The sequence below is a fragment of the Pseudoclavibacter sp. AY1H1 genome (assembly GCF_002931055.1).
Taxonomy (GTDB): Bacteria; Actinomycetota; Actinomycetes; order Actinomycetales; family Microbacteriaceae; genus Pseudoclavibacter.
This window is the reverse complement of sequence record NZ_PSXX01000004.1, coordinates 118,711-144,951: the sequence shown is the minus strand read 5'-3', so window position 1 is coordinate 144,951 and position 26,241 is coordinate 118,711. Positions and strand designations below refer to the sequence as shown.

25 protein-coding genes are annotated in these 26,241 nt (G+C 68.7%); 11 read left to right on the top strand and 14 right to left on the bottom strand.

Annotation, left to right across the window (positions count from 1 at the left end; genetic code table 11):
* Window positions 1-65 precede the first annotated feature (65 nt).
* Both C5E05_RS08830 and C5E05_RS08825 read left to right on the top strand, forming a co-directional pair.
* A complete protein-coding gene (locus C5E05_RS08830) occupies window positions 66-749 on the top strand; it encodes a response regulator transcription factor (RefSeq protein WP_104239871.1) in 684 nt (227 codons plus the stop codon).
* 54 nt (window positions 750-803) lie between these two features.
* The gene (locus tag C5E05_RS08825) at window positions 804-998 is read left to right on the top strand and encodes a hypothetical protein (protein WP_104301194.1); all 195 of its coding nucleotides are present in this window, start codon (window positions 804-806) and stop codon (window positions 996-998) included.
* A 29-nt stretch (window positions 999-1,027) separates the two neighbouring features.
* Here C5E05_RS08825 and C5E05_RS08820 read toward each other — a convergent pair whose 3' ends face one another.
* Window positions 1,028-2,713: an amidohydrolase gene (locus tag C5E05_RS08820; protein WP_181059472.1), complete on the bottom strand. Its 1,686-nt coding sequence runs from the start codon at window positions 2,711-2,713 to the stop codon at window positions 1,028-1,030.
* 150 nt (window positions 2,714-2,863) lie between these two features.
* On the opposite strand from C5E05_RS08820, the gene C5E05_RS08815 reads away from it, so the two are divergent.
* A complete protein-coding gene (locus C5E05_RS08815) occupies window positions 2,864-4,267 on the top strand; it encodes an APC family permease (protein WP_181059470.1) in 1,404 nt (467 codons plus the stop codon).
* A 21-nt stretch (window positions 4,268-4,288) separates the two neighbouring features.
* Here the strand turns inward: C5E05_RS08815 and C5E05_RS08810 are convergent, their stop codons facing one another.
* The 4 genes from C5E05_RS08810 to pdhA form a co-directional block, all read right to left on the bottom strand.
* Window positions 4,289-4,873, bottom strand: a complete 585-nt coding sequence (locus C5E05_RS08810; RefSeq protein WP_104239867.1) for a TetR/AcrR family transcriptional regulator — start codon at window positions 4,871-4,873, stop codon at window positions 4,289-4,291.
* 166 nt (window positions 4,874-5,039) lie between these two features.
* On the bottom strand, window positions 5,040-6,380 hold the full coding sequence (locus tag C5E05_RS08805) for a dihydrolipoamide acetyltransferase family protein (RefSeq protein WP_104341711.1): 1,341 nt from the start codon (window positions 6,378-6,380) through the stop codon (window positions 5,040-5,042).
* Window positions 6,381-6,389: 9 nt separating this feature from the next.
* Window positions 6,390-7,385 carry an alpha-ketoacid dehydrogenase subunit beta gene (locus tag C5E05_RS08800; RefSeq protein ID WP_104301204.1) on the bottom strand — a complete coding sequence of 332 codons (996 nt, stop codon included), beginning with the start codon at window positions 7,383-7,385 and terminating at the stop codon, window positions 6,390-6,392.
* Window positions 7,382-8,485, bottom strand: coding sequence for a pyruvate dehydrogenase (acetyl-transferring) E1 component subunit alpha (pdhA, locus tag C5E05_RS08795; RefSeq protein ID WP_104341710.1), 1,104 nt, complete (start codon window positions 8,483-8,485; stop codon window positions 7,382-7,384). The genes C5E05_RS08800 and pdhA overlap by 4 nt, the downstream gene beginning before the upstream one ends.
* A 147-nt stretch (window positions 8,486-8,632) precedes the next feature.
* On the opposite strand from pdhA, the gene C5E05_RS08790 reads away from it, so the two are divergent.
* Entirely contained in the window at window positions 8,633-9,274 is a 642-nt protein-coding gene (locus C5E05_RS08790) for a TetR/AcrR family transcriptional regulator (protein WP_104341709.1), read from the top strand.
* Between the two features lie 47 nt (window positions 9,275-9,321).
* Here the strand turns inward: C5E05_RS08790 and C5E05_RS08785 are convergent, their stop codons facing one another.
* The 3 genes from C5E05_RS08785 to C5E05_RS08775 form a co-directional block, all read right to left on the bottom strand.
* Window positions 9,322-9,540, bottom strand: a complete 219-nt coding sequence (locus C5E05_RS08785; protein WP_104341708.1) for a helix-turn-helix transcriptional regulator — start codon at window positions 9,538-9,540, stop codon at window positions 9,322-9,324.
* Between the two features lie 3 nt (window positions 9,541-9,543).
* The gene (locus tag C5E05_RS08780; protein WP_104307365.1) at window positions 9,544-10,020 is read right to left on the bottom strand and encodes a hypothetical protein; all 477 of its coding nucleotides are present in this window, start codon (window positions 10,018-10,020) and stop codon (window positions 9,544-9,546) included.
* Window positions 10,021-10,175: 155 nt separating this feature from the next.
* Complete coding sequence (locus C5E05_RS08775; RefSeq protein ID WP_258064816.1) at window positions 10,176-10,925, bottom strand: GntR family transcriptional regulator; 750 nt, start codon at window positions 10,923-10,925, stop codon at window positions 10,176-10,178.
* Between the two features lie 209 nt (window positions 10,926-11,134).
* On the opposite strand from C5E05_RS08775, the gene C5E05_RS08770 reads away from it, so the two are divergent.
* The 7 genes from C5E05_RS08770 (at window position 11,135) to C5E05_RS08740 (ending at window position 19,119) form a co-directional block, all read left to right on the top strand.
* Window positions 11,135-12,055 (top strand): phosphate/phosphite/phosphonate ABC transporter substrate-binding protein, encoded by a 921-nt coding sequence (locus C5E05_RS08770; protein WP_104301212.1) that lies wholly within the window; start codon window positions 11,135-11,137, stop codon window positions 12,053-12,055.
* 49 nt (window positions 12,056-12,104) lie between these two features.
* Entirely contained in the window at window positions 12,105-12,932 is an 828-nt protein-coding gene (phnC, locus tag C5E05_RS08765) for a phosphonate ABC transporter ATP-binding protein (protein ID WP_104301308.1), read from the top strand.
* Complete coding sequence (locus C5E05_RS08760; RefSeq protein ID WP_104341706.1) at window positions 12,929-14,674, top strand: ABC transporter permease; 1,746 nt, start codon at window positions 12,929-12,931, stop codon at window positions 14,672-14,674. Before phnC ends, C5E05_RS08760 begins: the two co-directional genes overlap by 4 nt.
* Window positions 14,671-15,843, top strand: coding sequence for a TIGR03364 family FAD-dependent oxidoreductase (locus tag C5E05_RS08755; RefSeq protein WP_104341705.1), 1,173 nt, complete (start codon window positions 14,671-14,673; stop codon window positions 15,841-15,843). The genes C5E05_RS08760 and C5E05_RS08755 overlap by 4 nt, the downstream gene beginning before the upstream one ends.
* Window positions 15,840-16,595, top strand: coding sequence for a phosphonatase-like hydrolase (locus C5E05_RS08750; RefSeq protein ID WP_104341704.1), 756 nt, complete (start codon window positions 15,840-15,842; stop codon window positions 16,593-16,595). The genes C5E05_RS08755 and C5E05_RS08750 overlap by 4 nt, the downstream gene beginning before the upstream one ends.
* Window positions 16,592-17,812 carry a zinc-binding dehydrogenase gene (locus tag C5E05_RS08745; RefSeq protein WP_258064815.1) on the top strand — a complete coding sequence of 407 codons (1,221 nt, stop codon included), beginning with the start codon at window positions 16,592-16,594 and terminating at the stop codon, window positions 17,810-17,812. The genes C5E05_RS08750 and C5E05_RS08745 overlap by 4 nt, the downstream gene beginning before the upstream one ends.
* Before the next feature lie 83 nt (window positions 17,813-17,895).
* A complete protein-coding gene (locus C5E05_RS08740) occupies window positions 17,896-19,119 on the top strand; it encodes an MFS transporter (RefSeq protein ID WP_181059468.1) in 1,224 nt (407 codons plus the stop codon).
* On the opposite strand, the gene C5E05_RS08735 is transcribed toward C5E05_RS08740, so the two are convergent.
* The 6 genes from C5E05_RS08735 to C5E05_RS08710 all read right to left on the bottom strand — a co-directional run bounded on the left by C5E05_RS08735 (window position 19,031) and on the right by C5E05_RS08710 (window position 26,187).
* The gene (locus tag C5E05_RS08735) at window positions 19,031-19,990 is read right to left on the bottom strand and encodes an N-acetylglucosamine kinase (RefSeq protein ID WP_181059466.1); all 960 of its coding nucleotides are present in this window, start codon (window positions 19,988-19,990) and stop codon (window positions 19,031-19,033) included. The two genes, C5E05_RS08740 and C5E05_RS08735, sit on opposite strands and share 89 nt — an antisense overlap.
* Window positions 19,987-21,981, bottom strand: coding sequence for a DUF5074 domain-containing protein (locus tag C5E05_RS08730; protein WP_104341702.1), 1,995 nt, complete (start codon window positions 21,979-21,981; stop codon window positions 19,987-19,989). Before C5E05_RS08730 ends, C5E05_RS08735 begins: the two co-directional genes overlap by 4 nt.
* A gap of 69 nt (window positions 21,982-22,050) precedes the next feature.
* Window positions 22,051-23,055: a hydroxyacid dehydrogenase gene (locus C5E05_RS08725; RefSeq protein WP_258064813.1), complete on the bottom strand. Its 1,005-nt coding sequence runs from the start codon at window positions 23,053-23,055 to the stop codon at window positions 22,051-22,053.
* A complete protein-coding gene (locus C5E05_RS08720) occupies window positions 23,052-23,969 on the bottom strand; it encodes a carbohydrate ABC transporter permease (protein WP_104341701.1) in 918 nt (305 codons plus the stop codon). Before C5E05_RS08720 ends, C5E05_RS08725 begins: the two co-directional genes overlap by 4 nt.
* Entirely contained in the window at window positions 23,966-24,898 is a 933-nt protein-coding gene (locus C5E05_RS08715; RefSeq protein ID WP_104301228.1) for a carbohydrate ABC transporter permease, read from the bottom strand. The genes C5E05_RS08720 and C5E05_RS08715 overlap by 4 nt, the downstream gene beginning before the upstream one ends.
* Window positions 24,895-26,187: an ABC transporter substrate-binding protein gene (locus C5E05_RS08710; protein ID WP_104341700.1), complete on the bottom strand. Its 1,293-nt coding sequence runs from the start codon at window positions 26,185-26,187 to the stop codon at window positions 24,895-24,897. The genes C5E05_RS08715 and C5E05_RS08710 overlap by 4 nt, the downstream gene beginning before the upstream one ends.
* Window positions 26,188-26,241 lie beyond the last annotated feature (54 nt).

The following is a 26,241-nucleotide window of genomic DNA, read 5'->3' as shown; positions in this document are numbered from 1 at the left end:
GAGGGACTTGTGAGCGTTCAGTGCAGAGCCAGACCGCATGGCGGACGCGTGCTTAGGGTTGGGTCGTGACCAGAGTCTTGATCGTCGAGGACGATGCGCTGCAGTCCGAGCTCGTCCGCCGTTACCTCGAACGCGAGGGGCATGACGTGACGGTGCTGGCCGACGGCGCCGAAGCGCTCTCCGAGGTGCGTCGCTCTGCGCCCGACCTGCTTGTCCTCGACGTGATGCTCCCCGGGGCCGACGGCCTCACCGTCTGCCGCACGCTGCGCGAGGAGCAGTTCGAGCTCCCGATACTCCTGCTCACCGCACGCTCCACGGAGAACGATCTGCTCCTCGGGCTCGAGCTCGGCGCCGATGACTACCTCGCCAAGCCGTACAGCCCGCGCGAGCTCGTCGCCCGAGTCCGCGCGCTTCTGCGGCGAGTCCACCGCACGGCGCCGGCCACGAGGGTCGTCGCCGTCGGCGACCTGGAGATCGACCCGGAGCGGCGTCGAGCCACCCTCTCCGATCGGCTCCTCGACCTCACCCGCGCGGAGTTCGACCTGCTCGAGGAGTTCGCCCTGCACCCCGGTATCGTCCTCAGCCGCGCCCGCCTGCTCGACCGCCTGCATGGCACAGATCGCTGGATCGGAGGCCGCACGATCGACACCCACGTGAAGAACCTCCGGGCCAAGATCGAGGCCGATCCGCAGACGCCGTCGAGGCTCCTCACCGTCTACGGGGTCGGGTACACGCTCCACGAGGGCTGAGCCGGACACACATCACGACCACACCCAACCGCGCTTCAACCAAAGGAACACTGCATGCGACTTCTCGGAACGATTCTTCTTGCCATCGGATTCATCGCGCTCGCCTCGGCGGTCCTCATCACCGACCCGACGGCACTCGATGCGAACATCGGTGCCGGGATACTCCAGATGGCGGGGTTCGTCGCCGGAGGCGCAGGTCTCGCCGTTCTCCTCATCACTCTGCTCGTTCCGAAGCGCACATCTCGCTGAGGACTTCGCGGACGGAGACCGCCGTCGGTCTAGGTGAGCGAGCCGAAGGCCAGCTCTCCTTCGAACAGGACCGCCGACGGGCTCACCTGTCCGAGCTGGTCGAGCTCCACGTCGAAGAGGTCCCGGTCGAGGACGACGAGGTTCGCGTCCTTCCCGACCTCGAGGGACCCGACTCTGTCATCGATCCGGAGCTGTCGAGCCGCTTCGATGGTGTGCCCGCGCAGGAGCGCGGTGACCTCGAAGCGCGATTCGCGGCTCGGCCGGATGCTCCCCGGGTAGCGGTCGGGGTCGAGGGGCAGCTCAGGGTCGACCCGCGTCGCGGCCACCTGCATGCCGAAGAACGGGTTTCCCCGGTGGAGCTCGAAGTTCGTCACGACGTCGCTCGCGAAGGTCATCGAGGTGCCGGCCTGCAGGACGCCCCGGAAGTCGTACATCCGATTCCATCGCTCGTCCCCGAGGTAGCTCTTCGCTTCTTCACCGAAGTACCCCGCCGACCAGTGGTTCGTCCAGTTCACGATGATGCCGAGCTCGGCCGGCCGGTGCATGTCGGCCGGGTCGATGAGCTCGCAGTGCGCGAACGTCACCTGCGTCCGCCAGGCACCGCCTGTCCCGGCGAGCGACTCCTTGGTGGCCGCGACGGCATCGCATCCAGCCCGGAAGGCGCGGTCGCCGACCATGTGGATGTGCACGTCGATCTCCGCCTCGTTCGCCAGCAGCAGGCAGCTCACAAGCTCGTCGGTCTCGATCTGCATCTCGCCGAGACTGCCGGAGTCGTCGTGGACCAGCGGAGCGAGGACCGCGCTGTTCCCGCTCTCGTTCGTGCCGTCGAGGAAGAGCTTGAGCGTTCGCACGCGGATGTGATCCGTGCCGTGCTCGCGGTCGAGGCGCTGGGCTCGCTCGATCGCGTCGGGAAGGTCGGCGAGGGTCCGGAACCGAACCGCGCCTTCGTACCTGGTGTGCAGCTCCCCGCGTCGGTGGAGCTCGCGGAGTGCGGGGAGCACATCCTCGTCCTCGATGAGCGCCTCGAAGAGGGACGTGACACCGTGCCGGGTCATGAACTCGAAGAACGGCTTCAGGCTCTCGGCGGTCAGCTCCTCTGGTGGGCGCCACCCGATGGAGTCGTACAGGCGGTCGATGAAGCGGAGGTGCGCGAACTCGAGGATGTGACCAGTCGGCACGCCGTGTGCGTCACGGACGAACATCTCGAGGCCAGGCACGGGGTCTGGCGTGTGCTCGTCGACCTCGAGCAGCTCGAGCATCTTCGAGTTGACCCAGTGCGCGTGGTCGCTGAAGTCCTGGCAGAGCACGGGGCGGTCGCTGATCGCCGAGTCGAGGAGCTCCTTCGTCGGGGCGCTTCCCGCGAACAGCGTGCTCGGGTAGTACTCGAAGAACAGGTAGGGCGCCTCCTCCTTGGGGTGCCGCTCGCCGTGTTCGCGGATGAAGGCGAGGATCGCGTCCACGTCGTCCGTCTGCGGGAGGGAAACGTGCCAGGCGCTCTTCGCGACGCCGCTGGGATGCGTGTGGGCGTCGATCAGGCCGGGCAGCACGAGTCGTCCGCCCAGGTCGTAGCTGGGAAGCCCCTCGGCTGGGAGGGCCAGCGAGTCCTCCTCCCTGAGCATCTGCGCGATCCGGCCGTCACGGATGACCGCTCCGTTCGCCCACGGAGCGGCCTCGTCGGCGGTGAAGAATCTGCCGTTCGTCAGGATCAGGTCCACGATGAGCGCTCCTTGCGGGTAGAGACGTAACAACTTGGAAATGCAGTCTGGCATAAATTAGCAATGTTGGTAATCTATTCGCCAGAGGGCACGATTCGTGCCCCACTCCACGCGACAGTGCAGTCGACGGAGACCCCCAGAGGAGCACCCGTGAGTCAAGCCACCCAGTTCGTTCGATCACTCAAGCTGCGTCACCTCCTGGCGTTCGGGCTTGCCTACCTCGCCCCGACGGCCATCTTCAACTTCTACGGCATCGCCACCGAGCTCAGCGGGGGCATGATGGCCCTCGCGTACCTCGTGACGCTGGTCGTCATGTTCTTCACCGCGTACTCGTATGCGCAGATGGTGAAGGCCTTCCCGGTCGCCGGGTCCGCGTATACCTACGTGCAGAAGAGCGTGCATCCCTACCTCGGCTTCGCGACCGGCTGGGTGTTCCTACTCGACTACATGCTGCTCCCGATGATCTGCTACCTGCTGTTCGGGATCTACATGGAGGAGTACGTTCCCGCCATTCCGACCGCCATCTGGGTGCTGCTCGCGGCCGGTTTCGGCGCGTTCATGAACATCCTCGGAGCACGGGTCTCCGGCCGACTCAACATCGCCGTCGTCTCCGCGCAGATCATCTTCGCGGTTGTGCTCATCGGCCTCATCACGAGCTACGTCCTGCAGGGCGGCGGAGCTGGCGGCCTCTTCGTGCCGGAGGCGATCTACAACCCCGAGACGTTCAACTTCGGCAACGTGATGTGGGCGGCTTCGATCCTCGCCGTCTCCTTCCTCGGCTTCGACGCCGTCTCCACGCTCGCGGAGGAGACCCACGCGCCGACCGTCACGATCCCGCGAGCGATCCTGATCATGTGCATCGGCGCGGGCCTCGGCTTCGCGACGATCGCCTACTTCCTGCAGATCGCCTGGCCCACCGGGTACGCGGAGTTCGAGGATCCGGATACCGGCATCTTCGAGCTCCTGCCCCGGATCGGGGGAGAAGCACTGAACATCACGTTCTTCGTCGCCGATCAGGCCGCGAGCATCCTCTGCGCGATGGCGGCCGTCGCCGCCGTCTCCCGCGTGCTCTACGGCATGGGGCGCGACGGTCTGCTCCCGAAGCGGTTCTTCGGCAAGCTCTCGCCGCGGTTCGGAACCCCGGTCAACAACATCGTGCTCGTCTCCGTCGCGGCGCTCGGTGCCGTGTTCTTCACCGACAACCTCCTCGGCGCGACCTCGCTCACGAGCTTCGGCGCCATCACCGGCTTCATCATGGTCAACATCGCCGTGATCAACCACTACTTCGTTCGCCAGCGCCGGCGTTCGGGGATGGATGTGGTGCGCTACCTCGTCCTCCCGCTGATCGGCGTCGCCACCAATGTCGCCCTCTGGGTGAGCATCGATTCCTCAGCGAAGATGCTCGGCATCACCTGGCTGATCATCGGGGTGATCTACCTCGGCTTCCTGACGAAGGGCTTCCGCCGTCTGCCCGCGCAGATCCGCGCGGAGGACGAGGTCGGCGACGACGAGAGCACCCGCAGTCTCGAGGTGCCGAGCGCCGACCGCAGCTGAGCCGCGATCGAGCGGCGGCGCTCAGGCAGCCGCCGCCGCTTGGATCATCGACGCCGCCAAGTCGCGAAGCGGACTGGTCTGCGCGTCCGGGAACTGGAGAACGCTCATGCTCGAGGACCCGATGGTGAGGCACAGCATGGCATAGCCGAGCGCCTCGCTCCGTGCGACGTCCATCTCCCGGTGCGTCGCCCTGATCGCCGCGGCGACCTCGGTGACCACGGTCGCGTAGCTGTCGAGCAGGCGCCGCCTGACCTGCTCGTCGTGCTGGGACCAGGCCAGGAATGCATCGAACACGGCATCGTCTGGACTCGCTTCGACACCGGTGCCGAAGAGGAAGTCGAGCACCCCCTCGAGCCCCTGGCCGGAGCGCGCGGCCTGCACCCGTTCGTGCATCTCCTGCGCGTACGGGTCCATCGTCGAGTTCCAGACGAGCTGGATGAGCTCGTCGCGGTTGCCGACGTAGTGACGGATGTGCGCCCGGCTCAGCTGAGCTTCGGAGGCGATGCGCTCCTGGGTCGCGCCCTCGACTCCGTACTTCCCGATGACTCGCTTCGCGGCCGCGACGATCTGCGGGCGCCGCTCATGCACAAGACTCGGTCGGCCCATGTGGTCCCTCCTTCAGCTTCCCACCTGGAGTGGGCGTCGCCCGGGCTCTCCGGTTTCGAGCGACGGTCCCACCACAGTACGAGATCGCCGCCCGGGAAGCCGGACCGCCAACACCGGGTCGGGGTCGCGGGGGTGCGACCGTCCCCGCGACCGCGATTCCAGTCGCTCAGGCGATGATGTGCATGGGCTGTTCGAGGAGCCCCGTCAGCGTGGCGAGGAACTCCGCGGCAAGGGCTCCGTCGATGATGCGGTGGTCGGCGGAGAGGGTGTATCGCAGGCGGTGACGCACCTCGACTGCCCCGTTGACGGCGACGGGTTCTGGCCTCGCCGCGCCGACCGCGAGGATCGCCCCCTCCGGCGGGTTGATGATGGCGGTGAACTGCTCGACGCCGTACATGCCGAGGTTGCTGATGGTGAACGTGCCGCCCGCCATGTCCGAGGCTCCGAGCTTGCGTTCCGTCGCGAGTCCGGCCAGTCGCCGAGACTCGCGCGCGATCTGCGACGCCGGCCTCAGGTCTGCGTCGTCGATCACCGGCACGACGAGCCCGGTCGGGGAGGCGATGGCGATGCCGATGTTGACGCGCCCGTGGAGCAGGGTCTCTCCGCGGCCCTCCGGGGAGTAGGAGGCGTTGACTCCCGGATGCTCGCGAAGCGCGATGGCGCAGGCGCGCACGAGGAGATCGTTGACGCTGATCTTGGGGCGCCCCGTCGATTCGAGGCTGCCGTTCAGCTCGGCGCGGAGCGCCAGGAGGGCCTCGACGTCGGCCGCAGCCGTGACGAAGAAGTGCGGCACCGTGCTGCTGCTCTCGCTGAGGCGTCGAGCGATCACTTCGCGGGTCTTGTCGAACGGGACGACCGTTGGCTGTCGCGCATCAGGAGTGTTGGTGGTGTTGGTGTTGGTGTTGGTGCTGGTGCTGGTGCCACCGGTGGTCTGGCCCGCCGTCGCGCGCGACGTGCACCGAGCGGGCGACGCGATGGCCGTGTCCTCGGGGGAGGCCTGACGTGCGCGTGCATCCTCGATATCGGCGCGGACGATCCGGCCGCCGGGGCCGGATCCCAGGACGCCCGACAGGTCGATCTCGTGCTCGCGGGCGAGTCGGCGCGCGAGCGGCGTCGCGAATAGCCGCTGTCCTGCTGTGCGCTGGGAAGCGACCTCCCGAGCGGCGGCGCTCGCGTCCGCTGCGCCCATCGCGCCAGCCGCATCCGCATCCGCAGCCGCTGGCGCGACAGCGTCGGATGCGCTCGCTGGTGCGTCGTCGTTCGCTTCGTCGTTGCCGTCATCGAGGCGCGCGATGACCGTGCCGATGGTCGCCACCTCGCCTTCGGCGACCAGGATGTCGCGCAGGACGCCGGCGTCGTAGGCCTCGTATTCCATGGTGGCCTTGTCGGTCTCGACCTCGACGAGCAGGTCGCCAACGGCGACGGCATCGCCTGGCTGCTTGTGCCACGCGGCGATGGCGCCCTCCTGCATGGTGTCGGAGAGGCGGGGCATGAGGATATCGATCATGGGGTGTCCTTAGATGCGGCGGGAGACCGCGGCGAGGGTCTGCCGGATGGCGGTGGCGGCGTCGTCCGCGGAGGGGAGCGCGGCGGTCTCGAGCGGCTTGGAGTAGGGCATGGGCACCTCGGCCATCGCGACCCGGCGCACGGGTGCGTCCAGCCAGTCGAAGGCGCCGTCCGAGATGGTCGCGGCGATCTCGGCGCCGATGCCGTAGGTGAGCCAGTCGTCTTCCAGGACGACGGCGCAGTGGGTCTTCTTCACGGATGCGATGACGGTGTCGCGGTCGAGCGGGCGCAGGCTGCGGAGGTCGACGACCTCCACGTCGATGCCCTCGGTCTCGGCGAGCCGCTCGGCCACTTCGAGGGCGACGGCCGCCATGCGCGAGTAGGCGACCACGGTGATGTCGGCACCCTCGCGGGTCACGGCGGCCCGGCCGATCTCGGCGGGGGTGTCGTCGTCCGGCACCTCGCCCTTGGTGTTGTAGAGCGCCAGGTTCTCGAGGAACAGCACGGGGTCGTCGTCGCGGATCGCGGCCAGCAGCAGCGCCTTCGCGTCAGCGGGGCTGGACGGGGCGACGACCTTCATTCCGGGCACGAACGCGTAGTACAGCTCGATGTTCTGCGAGTGCGTGGCGCCGAGCTGCTGCCCGCCTCCGCCCGGGGTGCGGATGACGAGGGGGACCCGGGCCTGACCGCCGAACATGCCATAGATCTTCGCGGCGTGGTTCACGATCTGGTCCAGGGCCAGCAGCGAGAAGTTGATGGTCATGATCTCCACGACCGGGCGCAGTCCGAGCATCGCGGCGCCGATGGCGGCTCCCGTGAACCCCTCCTCGGCGATGGGGGTGTCTCGCACGCGCTTCTCGCCGAACTCCGCGAGCATGCCGGCGGTGATCTTGTACGAGCCCTCGAAGACGCCGATCTCCTCGCCGATGAGCAGCACGTTCTCGTCTCGCAGCATCTCGGCGCGGAGGGTGTCGTGGAGCGCCTGACGGTAGGTCATCATGCTCATGCGGATGCTCCGATCGTGGGTGAGGGGGATGGTTCGAAGAGTGGCTGGCCGGGCAGCCTGCGGGAATCGTTGGGAACCGGTGTGGCGTAGGTGTAGTCGAAGAGCGTGTCGACCGACGGGTGCGGGCTCGCCTCGGCGAACGCGACGGCCTCGGCGACGGCGGCCATGGCGGCAGCGTCGATGTCGGCGATTGCCTCGTCCGTCAGGAGTCCCTGCTCGGCGAGGCGAACCGCGAACGCGGCGATGGGGTCGCCGGCCTTGAGAGCCTCAGCCTCCTCGCGGGTGCGGTACTTCGCGGGGTCGACGACCGAGTGGCCCTTCAACCGCTCGCTCACCGTCTCCAGCAGGAACGGCTTGCCGGCCCGGGCGCTCGCGAGCGCGCTGGCCGCAGCGTCCCGGACGGCGACGGGATCGTTCCCGTCGACGCGGGCGGATGCCATCCGGTACGAGGATGCCCGCTTGTGCAGCTCGGGCTCGCCGGAGGCGCGCTCGACCGTGGTGCCCATCCCGAGGCCGTTGTTGACGACCACGTAGACGACCGGCAGGTCCCACAGGGCAGCGATGTTCAGCGACTCGTGAAACGCCCCGATGTTCGTGGTGCCGTCTCCCATGACGCAGACCACGGCCTCTTGGCCGCTGCGGTAGTCGATCGCGAGGGCCGCACCGGTGGCGAGCGGCACCTGCCCGCCGACGATGCCGTACCCGCCGAGCAGGCGCGACTCCAGGTCGAAGAGGTGCATCGACCCGCCCCACCCCTTCGACACGCCGCCGCTGCGCCCGTAGAGCTCTGCCATGATCCGCCCTGGCGCGATGCCTCGCCCGAGCGCGTATCCGTGCTCCCGGTAGTTCGTGAAGAGGTAGTCGGTCGACTCCATCGCCGCCATCAGGCCGACCACCGTCGCCTCCTCACCGAGGTTCAGGTGGCAGTAGCCACCGATCTCCGCCTGCGTGTACGAGCGGGCGGCGCGCTCCTCGAACCGCCGGATCAGCACCATCTGGCGGTAGAACTCGACGAGTCCCTCACTGTCGAGGGACGTGGTGTGCGCTGGGGGTGGATTCGACGCTGTCTTCCGCGGGGTTGCGGATCTGCGTGCAGCCATTGGGAGCTCCTCTCGCCTGACCCTTCTGGGGCTCGGCGCGATCGACCGCGAGGGATGACCACGCGTGTAATGAAACGAATACGTCTCATTATAGGATGGTTGTCGTCGAGGGTCGACAGGCGAAGCACGAGGTGGGGAGCACTGCGGATGAGCGAGACCGTGTCGAGCACGAGCCGCAAGCGGGGCCGTCCGACCGCGGAGGAGCGGGAGGAGCGCCGAGACCAGATCCTGGACGTCGCCGTCGCGCTGTTCGTGTCGAATGGCTACGGCCAGGTCACCGTCGATGAGATCGCAGCAGCCGCACGGGTCACCAAGCGCACGATCTACACCTACTTCGGTGACAAGGCGGAGGTGTTCACCGCGGCGATCGAGCGGTTCCGCGCTCGCGACCTCGCGAACCACGGGGTTACCGCCGAGTCGCTGCTCGAGACCGCAGCGCGGCTCGTCTTCGTCCTGCACTCGGACAACGCCGTCGGCCTGCACCGACTCATGATCGGAGAAGCGGCGCAGTTCCCGGAGCTCGCGTCGGGCTTCTACTCCAGCGGCCCACGGGGCTACGTCGCCCTGCTTGCGCAGTGCGTCTCTCCTGCGAGCGGGCTCGTGCAGGTGAAGACGGACGCGGAGGTGCTGGCGCTGGCGGAGGCGCTGTTCGGGCTGCTCCTCGGTGAGCCGCACCGTCGCCGCCTGCTCGGGCTGGCGCCCGCACCGAGCGCGGCGGCTGCGCGCGCGCACGCCGAGCAGGTCATCGCCCTCCTCGGGCTGACGGAACGCCCGCGCGACGACGGCTGACGCGGCCCTTCTCGCGGATGCCTGCGGGAGTCGTCAGAGGGGACCCGTCACTCGGTGTCGTCGGCCCCTTCGGCGTCATCGTCGTCGAAGATGCTCTCGATCGGGCATTCGAAGACGCGCGCGAGTCGGAACGCGAGGGGCAGCGAGGGGTCGAAGCGGCCGCGCTCGATGGAGATGACCGTCTGGCGGGAGACGCCGAGCTCCTCCGCGAGGCGCTGCTGCGACCACCCGCGTTGCTTGCGAAGCGCCGGGAGCTCGTTCTTCACCGACTAGCCTCGCCTTCGCTCGAGGCCATACCGGATGCTCACCGATCCCATCGCGACGATGATCACGGCGACCAGGGCAAGGAGCGCGGGAATGTCGAGGTTCCCGACCGCGATGACTGCGGTGCCGAGACCGGTCACGAGCAGGGTGTCGCCGAACGCGCCACTCGTCGCGCGTTCGATCCACGCCGACTCCACCGACTGCTCGGGACGCGGGGTGGCCCCTCGAAGGCTGTCCCGGTCGACGGACAGCGCCCACACGAGACCGGCACAGGCCCAGAACGACACCAGCACCGTCGCGAACCACCCGACGAGCGGGTGCGGGCCGGCGGACCCGGTCAGCACCAGAATCGTTGCGATGGCACAGGCGAGGAGCAGGCCGGAGGGGATCGCCAGCCAGAGTGCCGACCAGCGCCCGCCGAACTTCACTCGGCCCCATCGGCTTCGAGTGTCCGCTGTGTACGAAGAACGCTCGGTGTCCATGTTGCACTCCCATGTGTAAAGCTAGCTTGACTGTCGAGACAGTTATACACGTCAAGCACGCTTGACACAAGGGTGAGGCCAGCGGTCCGTTCAAGCGGGCTCAAGTGGGTCGGCAGATGGCAGCATCGGCGACCTTGAACGCCGACCGGCGAAGGTCAGAACGCGATCGGCCGCACGTAGTGCGTCCCCCGCCGCGACCTGCCGGATGCTGACACCGTGAAGCGCACGATGTCGCTCCGGTAGCGGTCGTCGGAGACCTCGAAGACGCGGCCATCGTTGTCTCGCGTCACCCGGCGCAGGCGCAGGACGGGGGAGCCTTCCTCGATCTCCAGCAGCCTGGCGTCCAGTGCATTGGCGGCCTTCGCGTCGATCTCGTGGTCGATGTCGGTGTAGCCGTAGCCGCGGCTGTCGAGGAACTCGGTGATGGACACGGTGTTCAGGTCGACCTCGAAGAGGTGGCGTCCGACTTCCTCCGTGAATGTGAGCCGCTCGAGCATCGTCGGCCGGCCATCGAGGCTGCGGAGTCGAAGGACGTGCACAACAAGCTGGGACGGGTCGATCCCGAAGATCTCAGCCTGCGCCGGGTCTGGACGCCGCAGGCTCACCTCCTGCGTCTCGGCGCCAGGAACGGTGCCGATTTCCTTGGCCCACTTCGTGAACGGGATGGACACGTCGACGGCCTGGTGGGCCTTGCGCTCGACGACCCGTGCCGGTCGACCGCGGCCGGTCTCGATGAGGCCCTCGCCGCGCAGGGCCGCGAGCGCGTTGCGGACCGGGCCCCGGGAGGTGCTCCAGCGTTCGGCGAGCTCTCCTTCGGATGGGACGTCATCGCCGGGTGCGAGTTGACCGCTGGCGATGCGTCGTCGGAGGTCGTCAGCGATCTGCTTGTACATAACGTCGGTCACATAGGCATACTACTTGCTCACGCCCGCCTGAGCGCTGCTGAAGTGTGAAGCCGCTTGTTTGGAGGCCTGTTCTCGCGAAGCCTGGTTGCCGAGGGTCTCAACATAGGTGAACAACTCGTGAATTGTGCAAAGATAGGCATACAGGTTGGTGGTGTCTCTGGCAGTCTCTTCACGTCCCGCTCCGAGACCCCGCCCGAAAGGCACAGCACATGACCCGCGCTCTCAAGCCCGCGATCGCCCTCGCAGGCGCCGGCATCCTCGCACTCAGCCTCGCCGCCTGCTCCACGCCCGCAGCAGACGCCTCCGGATCCACCGACTCCTCCGGCTTCGCCGTCGACTCGAACACCCTCGTCTTCGGCGTCGTCCCCGACTCCGTCGACACCGAGACCAACTACCAGCCGCTCATGGACTACATCGCGCTCGAGACGGGCAAGACCGTCGAGTACCACGAGTCCACGGACTACGCGGCGCTCATCGAAGCCGCGATCGCCGGCAAGGTCGACGTGGCCTCCTTCTCCGGGTTCACCTACGTCACCGCCACGAACAACGGCGCCGAGCTCACCCCGATCTCCTCCATCGTGACGTCCGAGGGCCAGGAGCCCGGCTACTACTCGCAGGCCATCGTGCCCGTCGACAGCGACATCGCATCGATCGAAGACCTCGCGGGCAAGAAGGTCTGCTTCGTCGACCCCTCCTCCACCTCCGGCTACCTGTTCCCGAGCTACAACCTCCTCGAAGCAGGCATCGACCCCGAAGCGGACATCACCCCCGTCATGGCGGGCAAGCACGACGTCAGCGTGCAGAAGGTCGGCGAAGGCGTCGAATGCGAGGCAGGATTCGCCGAAGACAGCGAGGTCGAGAAATCCGACAAGGTGAAGGTCATCGCGGAGACCATGGTCCCCGGTGCCCCCATCGTCGAGTCGGACAAGCTGCCGGACGACCTGAAGCAGCAGCTCCGCGACATCCTCTCCGAGGTCACGATCGACGACATCATCGCCGCCGGCGTGGAGAGCGCCGACAGCGATGGCTTCCGCAGCGTCTTCTTCGAGACCAAGCCGGTCGACGACCAGTACTACGACACGGTTCGCGACATCTGCGAGGCGACCAACGCCACGCAGTGCCAGAGCTGACCCACGCCTGACCCCGTCTGATCAGCCGAGACCCGAGATGAGCACCGACATGAGCACCACCGCTGACACCACGTCCCCAGTGATCTCGCTTGCCGACGTCACCAAGCGCTTCGGCGAGACCACCGCGCTCGATGGCGTGAGCCTCGAGGTCGCTCGCGGCGAGATGGTCGTGCTGCTCGGCCTCTCCGGGTCCGGCAAGTCCACCCTGCTGCGCCACCTGAACGCGCTCGAGCAGCCCACGTCGGGAGACGTGAACGTCCTCGGCGACCAGGTGTCGCGACTGCGCGGCCGCCCACTCCGGCGGCTGCGCAGCAGGGTGGGGTTCATCTTCCAGCAGTTCGAGCTCGTGCCGTCGCTCACGGTGCTCGAGAACGTGCTGACCGGGGCGCTCGCCACCATCCGCGGCCCGCGCCTCGGACTGTTCGGCTACTCCAAGGCGAGGAAGCTGGAGGCGCTCGGCCACCTCGACCGGGTCGGCCTGCTCGACCGCGCCTACCAGCGCGCTGACACGCTCTCCGGCGGCCAGCAGCAGCGCGTCGCCATCGCGCGCGCCCTGATGCAGCGCCCGGACATCCTCCTCGCCGACGAGCCCGTCGCCTCCCTCGACCCCGAGTCGAGCGAGCAGGTCATGCGCCTCATCCGCGAGATCGCCGCCGCCGACGGCCTGACCGTGGTCTGCAGCCTCCACCAGGTCGACCTCGCCATCTCCTGGGCGGACCGCATCGTCGGGCTCCGCCACGGGGCAGTCGTGCTGGACACCCCCGTCGAAGGCCTCACCAAGGCCGAGGTCATGGAGATCTACGGCCGGGTCGCCACCAGCACCGCCGAGCTCGAGGCCGTGCAGAACGAACTCCTCGCGGCGGAGGCGGCACGATGACCGCGACCGTCGCGCCCCCGCCCCCGCGCACATCCGCCCCTCACCAGACGGACCTCGAGGCGCGCGCTCCTCGCCAGCGCCGAACCCCAGAGCGCATCGCCGCCGTCCTCACCCTCCTCGCGCTCGCGGGCATCGCGGTCGCCGCGCTCATCGAGATCGACATCTCCGTGCCGGCGATGCTCGAGAGCTGGTCCAACGCCGAGCGCTTCTTCACCCGCGTCGGCGGACTCGCCTTCCCGGAGTGGCCCGAGCTGCTCGAGCTCACGGGCCTCACTCTGGGGCTCGTGCTGTGCGGCACGCTCTTCGCCGCCGTCGTCTCGATCCCAGTCGCGTACCTGGCTGCGGCCAACACGACCCCAGGCCGTTCCTGGCGCGCCTCCGCCCGCTTCCTCGGCGTCTTCACCCGCGCGCTTCCCGACGTGGTCCTCGCCATGGTGTTCGTGCTCATGTTCTCCCTCGGGTCGCTCCCTGGAATTCTGGCGATCGGCATCCATTCGATCGGCATGATCTCGAAGATGTTCGCCGACGCGATCGAGCAGATCGACGAGGGGCCGCGCCTCGCGATCCGCGCGGCCGGTGGCTCCAAGCTGCAGGAGTTCACGTCGGGAGTGCTGCCCCAGGTGCTGCCCTCGTGGGTCGCGACGGTGCTCCACCGCAACGACATCAACCTTCGCGGCTCCGTGATCCTCGGCTACGTCGGCGTCGCGGGGCTCGGCTTCGAGATGTCGACCGCCTTCAAGTCGCTCGACTACTCGCTGGGCCTCGGTATCGCGCTTGTGATCTTCGTTCTCTGCGTCGCGATGGAGGTGGTCTCGAGCCTGGTGCGCGCCGCGATGCTCGGCGGTCACGAAGGCAGCCGCAACCCCATCGACCGGCTCGTCGACCGGATGCGCGGCTCGCGAGGCACCACGCGAAGCGGCCAGCTCGGCGGCGCACGGCGCTTCCGGTCGCCGGCGGAGGCGATCCGCCGCCCCTGGAACGCGACCCGCGTGAGCCACGTCGTCTGGGGGTGGGTGGCAGCGCTCGTCGTGGTCGCCGCCGTCGCGTTCGCCGACATCAACTGGCTCGACTTCCTCACGTTCTGGGCCCGCATCCCCGAGATCGCCGCGCAGTTCTGGCCGCCCTCGTTCGGCGTCTACGACCTCGCGACCATGTTCGAGGCGATGCGCGACACGATCGCCATCGCGTTCGCGGCCACGCTCCTCACCTTCCTGGTCTCCCTCGTCATCGGCTCCCTCGCCGCCAGGAACGTCGCGCCGAACCGCACCGTCCAGGGAGGGACGCGTCTGCTGCTGGTCGGCATCCGCGGCATCCCCGAGGTGATCCTCGCGATCGTGCTCATCATCATCACGGGGCTCGGCACGCAGGCGGGCACGATCGCACTGGCGATCGGCGGCATCGGCCTGCTCGGCAAGCTCATCGCCGACTCCTTCGAGGAGGTGCGCCGCGGCCCCGAGACGGCCCTCCGAGCGACCGGAGCGACCCGCCTGCAGACCTATGCCAGCGCGACACTGCCGCAGGGCACGCCCGCCCTCATCGGCCACACCTTCTACCTGCTCGACACGAACATCCGCGCGGCGACGCTGCTCGGCATCGTCGGGGGCGGTGGCGTCGGCTACTACCTCCTCAACGCCGGACAGGGCTCGAACTACCCGCTCGTGACGGCCATCGTGCTCATGATCCTGGTCACCGTGCTCCTGGTCGAGGGCCTCGCGATGTGGATGAGGCGGGTGTTCCGATGAGCCGCGGCTTCGACGTCACCGTCGTCGGCTCCGGCATCGTCGGTCTCGGTGCCGCATACGCTGCAGCCAAGCGAGGCCTGTCGGTTGTCGTCGTCGACCGCACGAGCGAGCCGATCGGTGCGAGCATCCGCAACTTCGGGCACCTGTGCTTCACGCCGCAGACGGGCGACGCCCGAAGGTACGGCGTGCTGGCCCGGGAACTCTGGCTGCAACTCGCGACCGATGCCGGGTTCTGGCTTCGGGAGACGGGCACCGTCGTCGTCGCTCGGCACGACGATGAGCTGGCGCTGCTCGACGCTGCCAGGCGCTCTCCGCTCGGTGAAGCCGACCGACTCCCCGTCGGGGAGGAGATCCGGATGCTCGATGCGGCCGAGGTCGCCGATCGCACCCCGGTGAGACACGGCGTCGCGGCCGGTGGCGCGTTCCTGGCGGCAGACCTGCAGACTGATCCGCGTTCCGCGGTCGCCGCGATCATCCGCCGCCTGCAGAGCATCGGCGTCGAGTTCCGGATGCGCACGGCCGTCGGCCGCGTCCGCAGCGGCGTCGTCGAGACGAGCCGGGGTGATATCGCCACGGGGCTCGTGGTCGTCGCCGTCAACCACGACATCGACCAGCTCCTCCCGGATGCCGCCGAGGAGAACGCCGTCGAACGGTGCGCGCTCGACATGCTGCGAGTGGATGCTCCGCTCCCGAGGCCGCTCGGCGCCCCGCTGCTCACCGGCTGGTCGCTCATCCGCTACCGGGGGTTTGCCGGGCTCTCGGAGGCTTCGGCGGTCCGCGAACGCCTCCACGGTGAACGCCCGGATCTCGCGGCCATCGATCTCAACCAGATGTTCACGCAGCTCCCAGACGGCTCGCTGCTGGTCGGCGACACGCACTGGCGTGGCGTGACGGTGTCGCCCTTCCAATCCGAGGCAGCCGTGAACCTCATGCTCGCCGAAGCCGAACGGCTCCTCGACGTCGGGCCGCTGCGCGTTCGGGAGCGCTGGCAGGGCGTGTACGCAGCCGCACCGAACGAGTTCCTCGTCGAACGCCCGCAGCCGGGCGTGCTCGCCATTGCGGCGACCACGGGCATCGGCATGACCACCGGGCTCGGCCTCGCCGAGCACCACCTTGCTCTCGAGCTGGACGCCGTGTCCGCTCGAACACCTTCGAAAGGCCTGAGATGACGACCCTCACCACTTCCGCGCAGGCGCAGGCACAGACACAGGCGCAGACCGCCGCGTCCGTTCGCGTGCCCCTCGAGCTCGTCGTGCTCGACATGGCAGGAACGACCGTGCTCGACGACGGCGTCGTGGAGCGCGCGTTCGAGCGTGCCGCGAACCGCACGGGGGTCGCCGCGCACCTCCCATGGCCCGAGGCCCTCGCCTACGTCCGCGAGACGATGGGCCAATCGAAGCTCGACGTCTTCACGCACCTCGCGGACGGAGACACCGCGGCCGCAGCGGAGGCGACCGCCGCATTCGAGCTTGCCTACGCCGAGCTCGTCGAGGAAGAGGGGGTCGAGGAGATCCCTGGGGCGAGGGAGACGATCGAGTCCCTGCGAGACGCCGGTCTCTCGGTCGTGCTGACGACAGGCTTCGCGCCGGTCACGCGCGACGCGATCCTCCGAGCCCTCGGCTGGGAGGAGCTCGTCGATCTCGCGCTGTCGCCCGCAGACGTCGGCCGTGGCCGTCCCGCCCCCGACCTCGTGCTGAGCGCCGTGCTGCGCACCGGAACCTCGAGCGTCGCGGCCGTCGCCGTGGTGGGGGACACCGCGAGCGACGTGCAGTCGGGACTTCGCGCGGGGGCCGGCCTCGCAGTCGGCGTGCTCAGCGGCGCCCACGACCAGGAGACGCTCGAAGCGAGCGGCGCCCACGCCGTCATCGACAGCGTCGCCGCGCTCCGCGAGCTGCCCGCGTTCCAGCGGCCCGCATCGTGAGGTCGGCCGCGGCGCCGAGAGTCGAAGAGCCGTCTGCGCTTCGCATCCACCTGCAGCCCGCCGCGACGGCCATGGTGTGGCTCGGCGTCGAGAGGCCGCTGGAGGCTGTCGCCGTGCCCGACGTCGTGCTCGGGCCGGGCGAGGTGCTCGTGGCCCTCGAGTTCGCAACGATCTGCGGCTCCGACGTGCACACAATGCTCGGCCACCGGCAGTCCCCGGCGCCGGGAGTGCTCGGCCACGAGTACGTGGGCAGGGTCGTCGCAACCGGTGACGGCGGCGCCCGCACCATCGACGGGGAGGCCCTCGAGCACGGTGCCCGGATCGTCTGGTCGGTGCTGGCCAGCTGCGGCGAATGCGACCGCTGCACGCGAGGGCTGACACAGAAGTGCCGGAGCCTGCTCAAGTACGGGCACGAGCGCCTCACCACCAGGTGGGAGTTGAGCGGCGGCTTCGCGACCCACATGCATCTGCGGTCGGGAACGGGCATCGTCGCCGTCGACGAGACGACGCCGGCTGCTGCCCTCGCCCCCGTCACCTGCGGCACGGCGACCGCGGTCGCCGCGATGCGCGCCGCGCTCCGTGTCCTCGAGCTCGACTCGCCCGCGGTGCTGGTCTCCGGGGCCGGGCTCATCGGCCTTACCGTCGCCGCGCTCGCGCGCGACCGCGGGTGCACGGTCGTCGTCGCTGACCCAGACGGCAAACGGCGGGACCTCGCCGCGCGCTTCGGCGCGCACGCGGCCATCGATCCCGGTGATCCCGGCGCCGCGGCCGAGGCCTGGTCGGGGCTTGGCCTGCTTGGCCCGGACATCGTGATCGAGGCCTCCGGGTCGCGAGCCGCCGTATCCGCCGCGCTCGACGCTGTCGAGGTCGGCGGTGCCGTCGTCCTCGTCGGCAGCGTCTTCCCCACTGAGCCCGTCGCCCTCGACCCGGAATCCCTCGTCCGGGGTCTCGTGACCGTCCGCGGCGTCCACAACTACACTTCGGCCGACCTGGCGGCGGCTCTCGAGTTCGTCGAAGGCAGCGCCGACCGGTGGCCGTTCGCGGAACTCGTCGAGGCCACCTTCCCCCTCGAGCGTCTCGGAGACGGCGTCGCGCTGGCTGCCACCGGGGGCCCCATACGCGTCGGCATAGACCTGTCGACATCGTGCGGCGCGGGGACTGCCCCGCGTGGCCAGCGGCGCACCCGTGAGGTCGAGGCGGCGGTCACCCCCAGATGACCGCCTCGGCTGCCACGTCTCCTCAGCGCTCGGGAGCACAGAAGACGCGGTGGCGTCCGGATCCGGTGCTGGTCACCCTCTGCGTGACGCAGCTCATCAGCTGGGGCACGCTCTACTACGTCCTCCCCGCGGTCGCCGCCGAGATCGTCGCCGACACCGGGTGGAGTCTCGTCAGCGTCATGGCCGCCTTCTCCGCGGGTCTTCTCGTCTCGGCCGGCGTCGGTGTCGGCTTCGGGGGTCTGCTCGACCGCTTCGGGGGCCGCGTCGTCATGGCGTGGTCATCGGCACTCGCCACTGCCGGTGTCGCGCTTGTGGCCGCAGCCAGCACCTTCCCCATGTTCGTCGTCGCCTGGGTGGTGGTCGGCGTCGCGCAGGCGGGCGTGCTCTACCAGGCCGCCTTCACGGTCATCGGCCTCCGCTACGGAGCCGCCGCCGGAAGACCTCTCCTGGTGGTCACCCTCGTTGCCGGCCTCGCCTCGACGCTGTACGTGCCGGGCGCGACACTGCTCGCGGAGGTTGTCGGCTGGCGTGGCACCTACCTCGTGCTCGGTGCTCTCCTCGCCGTCGTCACGATCCCGCTGCACGCGCTCCTGCTGCCGAGACGCGACCCCACGCCCCGACGGGTGCCGAACGGGGAGCGGATGGGGCATCCGGTCGTCGTCAGGAGCAGTCGCTTCATCAGACTCTGCCTTGGCGTGACGCTCCTCTCGTTCAGCGTCTACGCCGTGTCCCTCAACCTCATCCCGCTGCTCTCCGAGCGGGGCATCGACGCGAGAGCGGCGGCCCTGCTGCTCGGGCTCGTGGGCGTGGGGCAGGTCGTGGGCCGCGCGCTCTTCACCGTCCTCAACCGCGTCGTTCCGCTGCCGCTGCGCGCACTGCTCGTGGGCGCTGTCGCGAGCCTCACGCTCGTGGCGTTCGCGCTCATCTCGGGTCCGTTCGCCGTGCTCGTTCTCCTCGCGCTGCTCGCCGGGGCGGCCCGCGGTGCGTTGACGCTCGTGCAGGCCACCGCCGTCGTCGAGCGCTGGGGCACCGAACGGCTCGGCACGCTCAACGGGGTGTTCAGCGCCCCGATCACGGCGTCGATCGCGCTCGCCCCGGTTGCGGGGGTCGCTCTCGCGGCTGCGGTGGGCTCGTTCCCGCTCGCGGTCGCGCTCCTGGCCGGCGTCGCGGCGATCGGGGCGCTCCTCGTCTTCGAGCGGCCTCGACGAGGTGCTCACCTCACGGAAGAGGGGCGCAGGGCACAGGGACATCGAGGGCCCTGCGCAGATCGCGGTGGCGAAGGCTGGCAAGAACAAGCGCTCCGCTGACCGGCGGGCGATCGAGCACGAGCAGCTCCAACGGCTCCTCGATCGCTGTGAGCGCAGCCCGTATCGCGCTCTGGAGTCGGGGCTGGTTGGTGATGACCCCACCCGCCGCCACGATGCGTTCGCCGACTGCACCCCGTTGCCGCAACGCGTGCACGACGGCGGCGATGTAGTCGGCCGCGTCAGCGATCACCCTGATGGCACTGGGGGAGCCCAGATCTGCGGCTTGGAAGATGAGTGGCGCGTGGCTTCCCCACTCGGTCAGGCTGGCCCGGTCGGATATCGCGAGCGTGAGCTCGGTGAGGTTCCTTGCTCCGTATGCCGCTTGCAGCACCTCAGCGAGAGGGTCTGGGACGGTGGTCGTGTGATCAGCGAGGCGGTGCAGCTCACGAAGCGCTTCACGGACGAGCGCTGGAGCGCTGCCGAAGTCGTTGAACCGCCAGCCGTAACCCATCGCGCGCAGTGGAGCGCCGGACTGGTCACGTCCTACCAGGACGGTTCCAGTTCCCACGATCAGCTGCAGGGACGGCTCGGGACCCAGGGCATGACCCAGGAGTTCCGCGTCGTTTGAGACGGTGATGAGCGCCGTGCCGAGTGCGCTGGAGAGTTCGCACTCGGCACGGCGGGCTTGTTCGGAAGTGTCGACACCGTTCAGGCCAGCTGCGACGCTGGTCTCGGCGTCCACGACCCCGTGGTCGTGGACGATGCCAGCAAGGCGCTCGAGGTTGCCCGTGTCGGAGAACAGCGAGCCCCGTCGCCACTCCGTGGAAGAGACGACAACCTCCCCGCGCAGCCCTGAGGTGTCCTCGAAAGCAACGTGGGTCTTCGTGCCGCCGACATCGAGGCCGACGGAGCGCAGAGTCGGCGCGGTCACCGGGCTTGGTCTTCGATGCGGACGAGCTCGCGGGAGCGGAGCGTGTAGATGGCACCGTGCTTGTCCGCCGCGAGGTGCGGTCCGCTGTACCAGCCGCCATTGATGCCGGCGACGACGACCGTGATCGCGAACGTCTGCGGGTCGATGCGGAACAGAGTCGTGTCCGTGACGACGTAGACGCTGCCGCCGGCATTGGTCATCGCCGCGAAGCCCGGGGTGAGGGATCGCTGGTCGGACGTGTGCACGATCGCACGCTCGGTGCGATCGATGACGATCAGCGTGCCCTTGATGGTGATCGCGAACAGGTGCTCGCCCTGGACGGCGAGCGCGGCGATGCCATTGGCCTGGTTCGTCTCCACCCGCCAGAGCTCGCTCTGCAGCGTGGGGTCCCAGGCGACGATGGTGCCGCGCGGCCCGGTCTTCTGGGCGTTGTCCCCGCCGAGGTACGCGACACCGTCTGCGGTCGCGACGGCACGCACGAGCTGGATGTCGTCGATCGGGTTGACCGCGATGCTCGCGACCCCTGTGGCGGGCTTGTAGGTCCACAGGGAGCCACCGCCCTCGGTGTCCGCCTGCGCGGCGACGAGGAGCAGCTCGTTGCAGGCATCCCAGGTGGTGTCCAGGGGGCGATTCTGAGCTTCCGGGAAGCTGGCGACGCGCCGGGTCGTGGTGCCGCTTCGAGGGTCGTGCGCCCAGATGCCCTGGCCGCTGTACTGGCCCGTGTAGAGGACACCGTCGATGACCTCGGCGTCTTTCGCCTCGCCAGGGATCGTGAGGTTGAAGACGTCCCCCGTCCTGAGGTTGTGCCGGGCGACACCGCCATTGCCGCCGACGTAGGCGTATCCAGCGCCGACGGCGATGCCCATGCAGGTCTGCGGTCCGATGGGGGCGCCCGCCTCACCGAGGTCGATGACGCGCGTGGCTGCCTCGGGAAGCGTGACCACGGCGACGATCGCGTATCCGGAGGTCGCGACGAGGGCCCCGTCGAGAGCGTCCAAGCCCCAGATCTCCCCGAGATCCAGCCCCTTGAGATCGAGCTGTCGCACGGTCGTTCCTGAGGGGTCCCAGGAGAGGATGCCCGTCTCGTTGGCGCAGTAGACGGTGTCGTCGAGGACAGCGAAGTTCTTGGCGACCTTGCCGATGGAGGCCGCCAGCGAATAGGAAGTGGGATCCGCGAGCTCGAGACGGGCGATCTTGCTCGATTCTGCGGCGCCGGCAGTGGAGACGAGCAGCTGCTCGTCGATGACGGCGAGATCACGAATGCTCGGGTCGTTCGTCATCTCCGCTGGGGTGATGTTCGAGAACTGAGCTGCGGCTCGATCGAAGGCGTATAGGGCGGCGCGGCTGGTGCTGCCGCCGCCACCGAGGGTGCTCCCGGCGCCGAAGTAGACAGTCCGGTCGGTCGCGGCCACCGTCCGTGCCAGGGTGACCTTCGCATCCGGCACGCCGAGACTCACGAGGCCTCCGACCGCGGGGTCGTGTTGCCAGAGCGCGGGGGCCGTCGCCCCACCCCCGCCGACAGCGAAGAGCACCCCGTCTGGCGCGACCGCGAGGGCACGCACATCGCGATCGCCGATGGCACCGATCGCGGTCGCTGGACTGTTCGGGCTGTCCAGGTCCCACCGGAACACATTGGGTTGGCTGCCGGCCGACTTCTGCAGAACTCCGATGTAGAGCAAGCGCCGAATCGGGTCGAGCCCGAGCGCTTGGATGCTGTGCCCGTTGCCGACCGTGGTGGAGGCGATGACCTTTCCTGACGCGATGTCGAGCGCGATGACGCCGGTGGTCTCCAGGTTCCGGGATCCGATGTAGGCGACGCCGTCCAGCAGCACGCTGCTCATCAACGCGTACTGCTCGATGGCGGGGCCGAGCGAGGTGATCCTCGGCGCGCGAGGAGCGGCGTCCTCAGCGTAGGAGGGGGTCGCGAAGGCGGCCAACGCGGCGGTTGTGCCGAGAGCGGTGAGGACGGTGCGGCGAGAGATCTGCGACATGGGGGTACTCCCTGAATGAGAACGTCGGGGACAAGAGGGCGCCCCGCGGGGCGTTGCTGGGGTTGGGGTTCAGGCGGTGACCGCGAACCGTGCGGCCGTGAGCCCGTGTGCGAGATCGTCACCGCTGGAGAGGCGCGCCAGCTCTTCCCGGACGGACTCGGCGAGACGACCGAGTTCAGTGCCGTACGAGCCGGCGATGTGGGGGGTGAGCAGGGCACGCTCCGCCACGTAGAGGGGGTGCTCGGCCTCGAGGATCCAGGGGACGGTGACATCCAGGATCGCGTACAGCTCGCCGGCCACGACGCGAGCGGTCAGGGCATCTTGGTCGATGATCTCGCCCCGCGCGGTGTTGATGAGGGTCGCATCCACGCGCATCAGGTTGATGCCGCGGGCGTCGATGAGATTGTGCGTGCTGGGGAGGGACGGGGCGTGGACCGAGACGACGTCGCTTGTGGCGAGCAGCTCATCCAGCCCGACGCTCTCGACCGCAAGGTGCGCCGCGTCGTCGTCGCTGAGATACGGGTCGTAGACGACGACCTCGAAGCGGTAGGCGCGCAGGAGCTCGATCACGAGACGGCCGATCGTGGACGCGCCGACGATTCCGACGCGCTTCTCGAACGCCCCCAGCTGGGGGTAGCTGCTCTCGACGTCGAACGCTCGTCGAGCGTCCCGGTAGTGACGCGCCATGGGCAGGACGCGTTTCGCGGCCAAGACGATCATCGCGACGGTGTACTCGGCGACGGGCACGGCGTTCGCCGCCGCCGCAGTGCTCACCCTGATCCCGCTATGAACGACAGCTTCGCTCACGTAGGGCTTGATGGTGCCGGCAGAGTGCAGGATCGCCTCCAGGTTCGGGGCGGCGGCGAGGACGCGGGTGTCGACGCGAGGAGAGCCCCAGCCGGTGATCAGCACCTCCACGTCCGCGAGGATGCCCCGAGCCCGGTCGGACTCGAACTCGACGATGTGCCCGAGGACGTCGGCGGTCTCAGCGATCGCATCGATCTGCCGGGGTGGGAAGACGCGGTTCAACGCGGCCGTGGTCATCGCGAAGGCGACGCGTTTGCGGGGACTCACTTCACACTCCCGGCGCTGAGGCCAGCGCGCCAGAAGCGCTGCAGCATCACGAACGCGACCACGAGGGGCACGATGGAGAGGAAGGAGCCGGCGATGACCAGGGTGGAGAAGTCCGGGTTCTGCTGCACCTGGCTCTGCCAGAGCGCGATGCCGACGCTGGAGGGGAAGAGGCTTCGGTCCTGCAGCATGATCAGCGGCAGCATGAAGTTGTTCCACACGCCGACGAACTGGAACAGGGCGATGGTCACGAAACCTGGGAGCAGCATCGGGAACCCGATCTGCAGGAAGGTGCGAATGGGGCCAGCCCCGTCCACCCGGGCCGCCTCGAGGACTTCATTGGGGAGGTAGCCGGCGCTGAAGACGCGGGCGAGGTACACGCTGAACGGGTTGCAGAAGGCGGGGATGAGCACAGCCCAGATCGTGTTCGTCGCACCGACGGACGCGGCGAGGAGATAGAGCGGGATGACGGTTGCCGTGTTGGGGATGAGGACACCGACGAGGACCAGGGCGTAGAGGGGCTTGCTGCCCTTGAAGATGAACTTGTCGAACGCGTAGCCGGCCATCAGAGCGACGAATCCTCCGATGATCGCCCCCGCACCGGCGTAGAGGATGCTGTTCGCGAGCCACCGCAGGAAGATGCCGTCGTCCTGCGTGAGGAGTCGCGACATGTTCGCGAAGAAGTCGCTCCCGATGGAGAACGCGTCTCCGGAGTACAGGCCGGAGGCGTCCTTGGTGACCGCGAAGACGAGCCAGAACAGGGGCAGCACCATGTAGGCGGTGCCGACGATCAGCAGGCCGTTGACCGTGAGTGCGGCGCCACCGGAACGGCGCCGCGCGCGACGGCGACGTGGCGGAGCCGTGGACGGCTCGGTTGAGACGGTCGGGGCGTCAACGGTGTCGAGCGTCGCGGTCATGATGTGGGCTCCTTCGAGGTGAATCGGGTCACGGCCCAGGACAGGACTCCAGCGAGCGCTGCGAGCACGATGGAGGCCGCGGCCGCCTCCGGCAGGTTGTTGCGGTTGAAGGCCGCGTCGTAGGCCCACATGTTGGGCACCCAGGTGCTGGTCACTGCCGTCGTGGCGGAGGAGAGGATGCGGGGCTCGGTGAAGAGCTGCAGTGAGCCGATGACGGTGAACAGCAGCGCAACTCCCAGGGCTGGGGCGATGAGGGGTGTCTTGATGGAGATGGCGGTGCGGATCCCGCCGGCGCCGTCGATGCGGGCTGCCTCGAGCACTTCGCGGGACACGGCCTGCAGAGCCGTGAAGAGGATGATGACGTTGTATCCGGCCCATTCCCACACGGCGATGTTGACCATGGACGGCAGGACCAACTCGACCGAGAGGAAGTTGATCTCGATCCCGCCGGAGGCGAGCGCCTTCACGATCGGGCTGACACCGGGGGTGTAGAGGTAGGCCCAGATGAGTGCGGCGATCACGCCGGGAACCGCGTGAGGCAGGAACAGGAGGAGCTGGAAGGTGCGCTTCGCATAGGTGACGCCCGCGTCCAGCAGCAGTGCCAGCGTCAGCGCGACCAGCAGCAGGACGGGAACGTAGAGCACGCAGTAGATGGCCAGCCGGCCGAACCCTTCGATGAAGCTCTGGTCCGAGAGCACGGAGATGTAGTTCCCGAGTCCCACGAACTCTGTCGTCGTCTCACCGAAGCCCAGGCCGGATCGGGACTCGGCGAACAGGCTCATGCCGATCGCGTAGACGACCGGGGCGATCATGGTGACCAGGAAGAGGGCGAAGAACGGGACCAGGAAGATCGCGGCGGTGCGCCCGCCCGTGCCCGACACTCCGGTGCGGCGCGGCGCCCTGGGGTGAACGCGCTTGAGGAGTGTCATTCGGTCACGTCCAGCCCGAGCCCCTCGAGACCTTCGACGGTTCCCGTTTGCGTGCTCCTGAGCGCGTCGGCGAGGGTTGGGGCGCTGGTGACGCCTTCCTTCAGCTCAGTGCTGGTGATGTCGTAGCTGGGGCCCCAGGCCCACGGGGCGAGGTTCGCGGACGCGTCGTCGAAGACCTGGTAGATGTCGTTGCCGTAGTAGTCGACGGGGGCGACGGATTCGGCGACCTCGTTCAAGCCGGGGTAGGCGAGGTACGCCGTTCCCACGGCACCACGGGCCTGCACGGCTTCCTCGGTTGTCGCCAGCCACTTGAGGAACACTGCAGCGGCCGCGGTGTTCTCGCTCGTCTCTGCGAGCGCGAAGCCGGTTCCCCCGTTGAGCGCGCCGGTCGGTTCGCCGTCCCACGTCGGTGGTGCCGCGGCGATCCACTTGCCTGCCTGCCCGGCGGCCTCGGTGCGGGTCTTCAACCCGGATGCGCTCCATGAGCCGCCGATCCAGCCGTTCACGGTGCCGTTGCCGAGGTCCGCGGTCCATTCATCGCTGTAGCCGAGCTGCTTCTTGATCAGGTCCTCATCGATCAGTCGCTGCCAGAAGTCGGCCACCTTCACCGACGCTGCGTCGTCGACGGCGACGTTCCAGTGGTCGTCCTCCGCGGAGAACCACTTGCCGCCTGCCTGCCAGGACAAGGGGGCGAGCGGTGGCTCGTTCGTGAAGAAGCTCGCGAGGTACGCGTCGGGGTTCCACGCCTTCACGGCACGAGCCGCCGCCTCGAACTCCTCCCAGGTCGTCGGCACGGCAACTCCGGCGGCGTCGAGAACGTCCTGGCGGTACCAGTTCACGAGGGGCGGCGCGTCGTACGGGAGGGCGTAGCTGTCGTCGCCGAACGTGACCAGGTTCTCCACCTGGTCGTCGTAGGCGGAGCGCGTCTCCTCATCGACGAGGTCCGTCAGCGGGAGCACCTGGCCGGAAGCGACGAACCCGGGCAGGCGGTCGTACTCGATGCCGACGACATCCGGGCCCGTGCCGGAGGTGATCGCTGCCGCGAGCTTCGTGTACCCGCCGTTCGCGCCATTGGGGATCTCTTCGAACGAGACGGTGATGTCGTCCTGGCTCGCGTTGAAGGCGGCCGCGACGTCCGCCATGCCGCTCAGCGAGGACCAGAACGTGACCTCGCCGGTGGCCGGACCGGCCGGTGGGGCAGCGGGCGCGGAACCGGTCGGCGCGCAGCCGGTGAGAGCGATCGCCGTGACCAGGATGGCAGCGGGGATCGGGAGACGACGCAGACGCATGAGGGACTCCTCTGAGACAACAACGGTGGTGTGGATCGATCATCGATGCTCCCC

What these genes read in the sequence shown, in the direction of transcription:
- phnC (WP_104301308.1), top strand. Translation starts at nt 12,105, where the DNA reads ATGAGCACCACCGCTGACACCACGTCCCCAGTGATCTCGCTTGCCGAC.
- C5E05_RS08710 (WP_104341700.1), bottom strand. Translation starts at nt 26,187, where the DNA reads ATGCGTCTGCGTCGTCTCCCGATCCCCGCTGCCATCCTGGTCACGGCG.
- C5E05_RS08790 (WP_104341709.1), top strand. Translation starts at nt 8,633, where the DNA reads ATGAGCGAGACCGTGTCGAGCACGAGCCGCAAGCGGGGCCGTCCGACC.
- C5E05_RS08780 (WP_104307365.1), bottom strand. Translation starts at nt 10,020, where the DNA reads ATGGACACCGAGCGTTCTTCGTACACAGCGGACACTCGAAGCCGATGG.
- C5E05_RS08720 (WP_104341701.1), bottom strand. Translation starts at nt 23,969, where the DNA reads ATGACCGCGACGCTCGACACCGTTGACGCCCCGACCGTCTCAACCGAG.
- C5E05_RS08755 (WP_104341705.1), top strand. Translation starts at nt 14,671, where the DNA reads ATGAGCCGCGGCTTCGACGTCACCGTCGTCGGCTCCGGCATCGTCGGT.
- C5E05_RS08730 (WP_104341702.1), bottom strand. Translation starts at nt 21,981, where the DNA reads ATGTCGCAGATCTCTCGCCGCACCGTCCTCACCGCTCTCGGCACAACC.
- C5E05_RS08825 (WP_104301194.1), top strand. Translation starts at nt 804, where the DNA reads ATGCGACTTCTCGGAACGATTCTTCTTGCCATCGGATTCATCGCGCTC.
- C5E05_RS08810 (WP_104239867.1), bottom strand. Translation starts at nt 4,873, where the DNA reads ATGGGCCGACCGAGTCTTGTGCATGAGCGGCGCCCGCAGATCGTCGCG.
- C5E05_RS08760 (WP_104341706.1), top strand. Translation starts at nt 12,929, where the DNA reads ATGACCGCGACCGTCGCGCCCCCGCCCCCGCGCACATCCGCCCCTCAC.
- C5E05_RS08715 (WP_104301228.1), bottom strand. Translation starts at nt 24,898, where the DNA reads ATGACACTCCTCAAGCGCGTTCACCCCAGGGCGCCGCGCCGCACCGGA.
- C5E05_RS08750 (WP_104341704.1), top strand. Translation starts at nt 15,840, where the DNA reads ATGACGACCCTCACCACTTCCGCGCAGGCGCAGGCACAGACACAGGCG.
- C5E05_RS08770 (WP_104301212.1), top strand. Translation starts at nt 11,135, where the DNA reads ATGACCCGCGCTCTCAAGCCCGCGATCGCCCTCGCAGGCGCCGGCATC.
- C5E05_RS08805 (WP_104341711.1), bottom strand. Translation starts at nt 6,380, where the DNA reads ATGATCGATATCCTCATGCCCCGCCTCTCCGACACCATGCAGGAGGGC.
- C5E05_RS08800 (WP_104301204.1), bottom strand. Translation starts at nt 7,385, where the DNA reads ATGAGCATGATGACCTACCGTCAGGCGCTCCACGACACCCTCCGCGCC.
- pdhA (WP_104341710.1), bottom strand. Translation starts at nt 8,485, where the DNA reads ATGGCTGCACGCAGATCCGCAACCCCGCGGAAGACAGCGTCGAATCCA.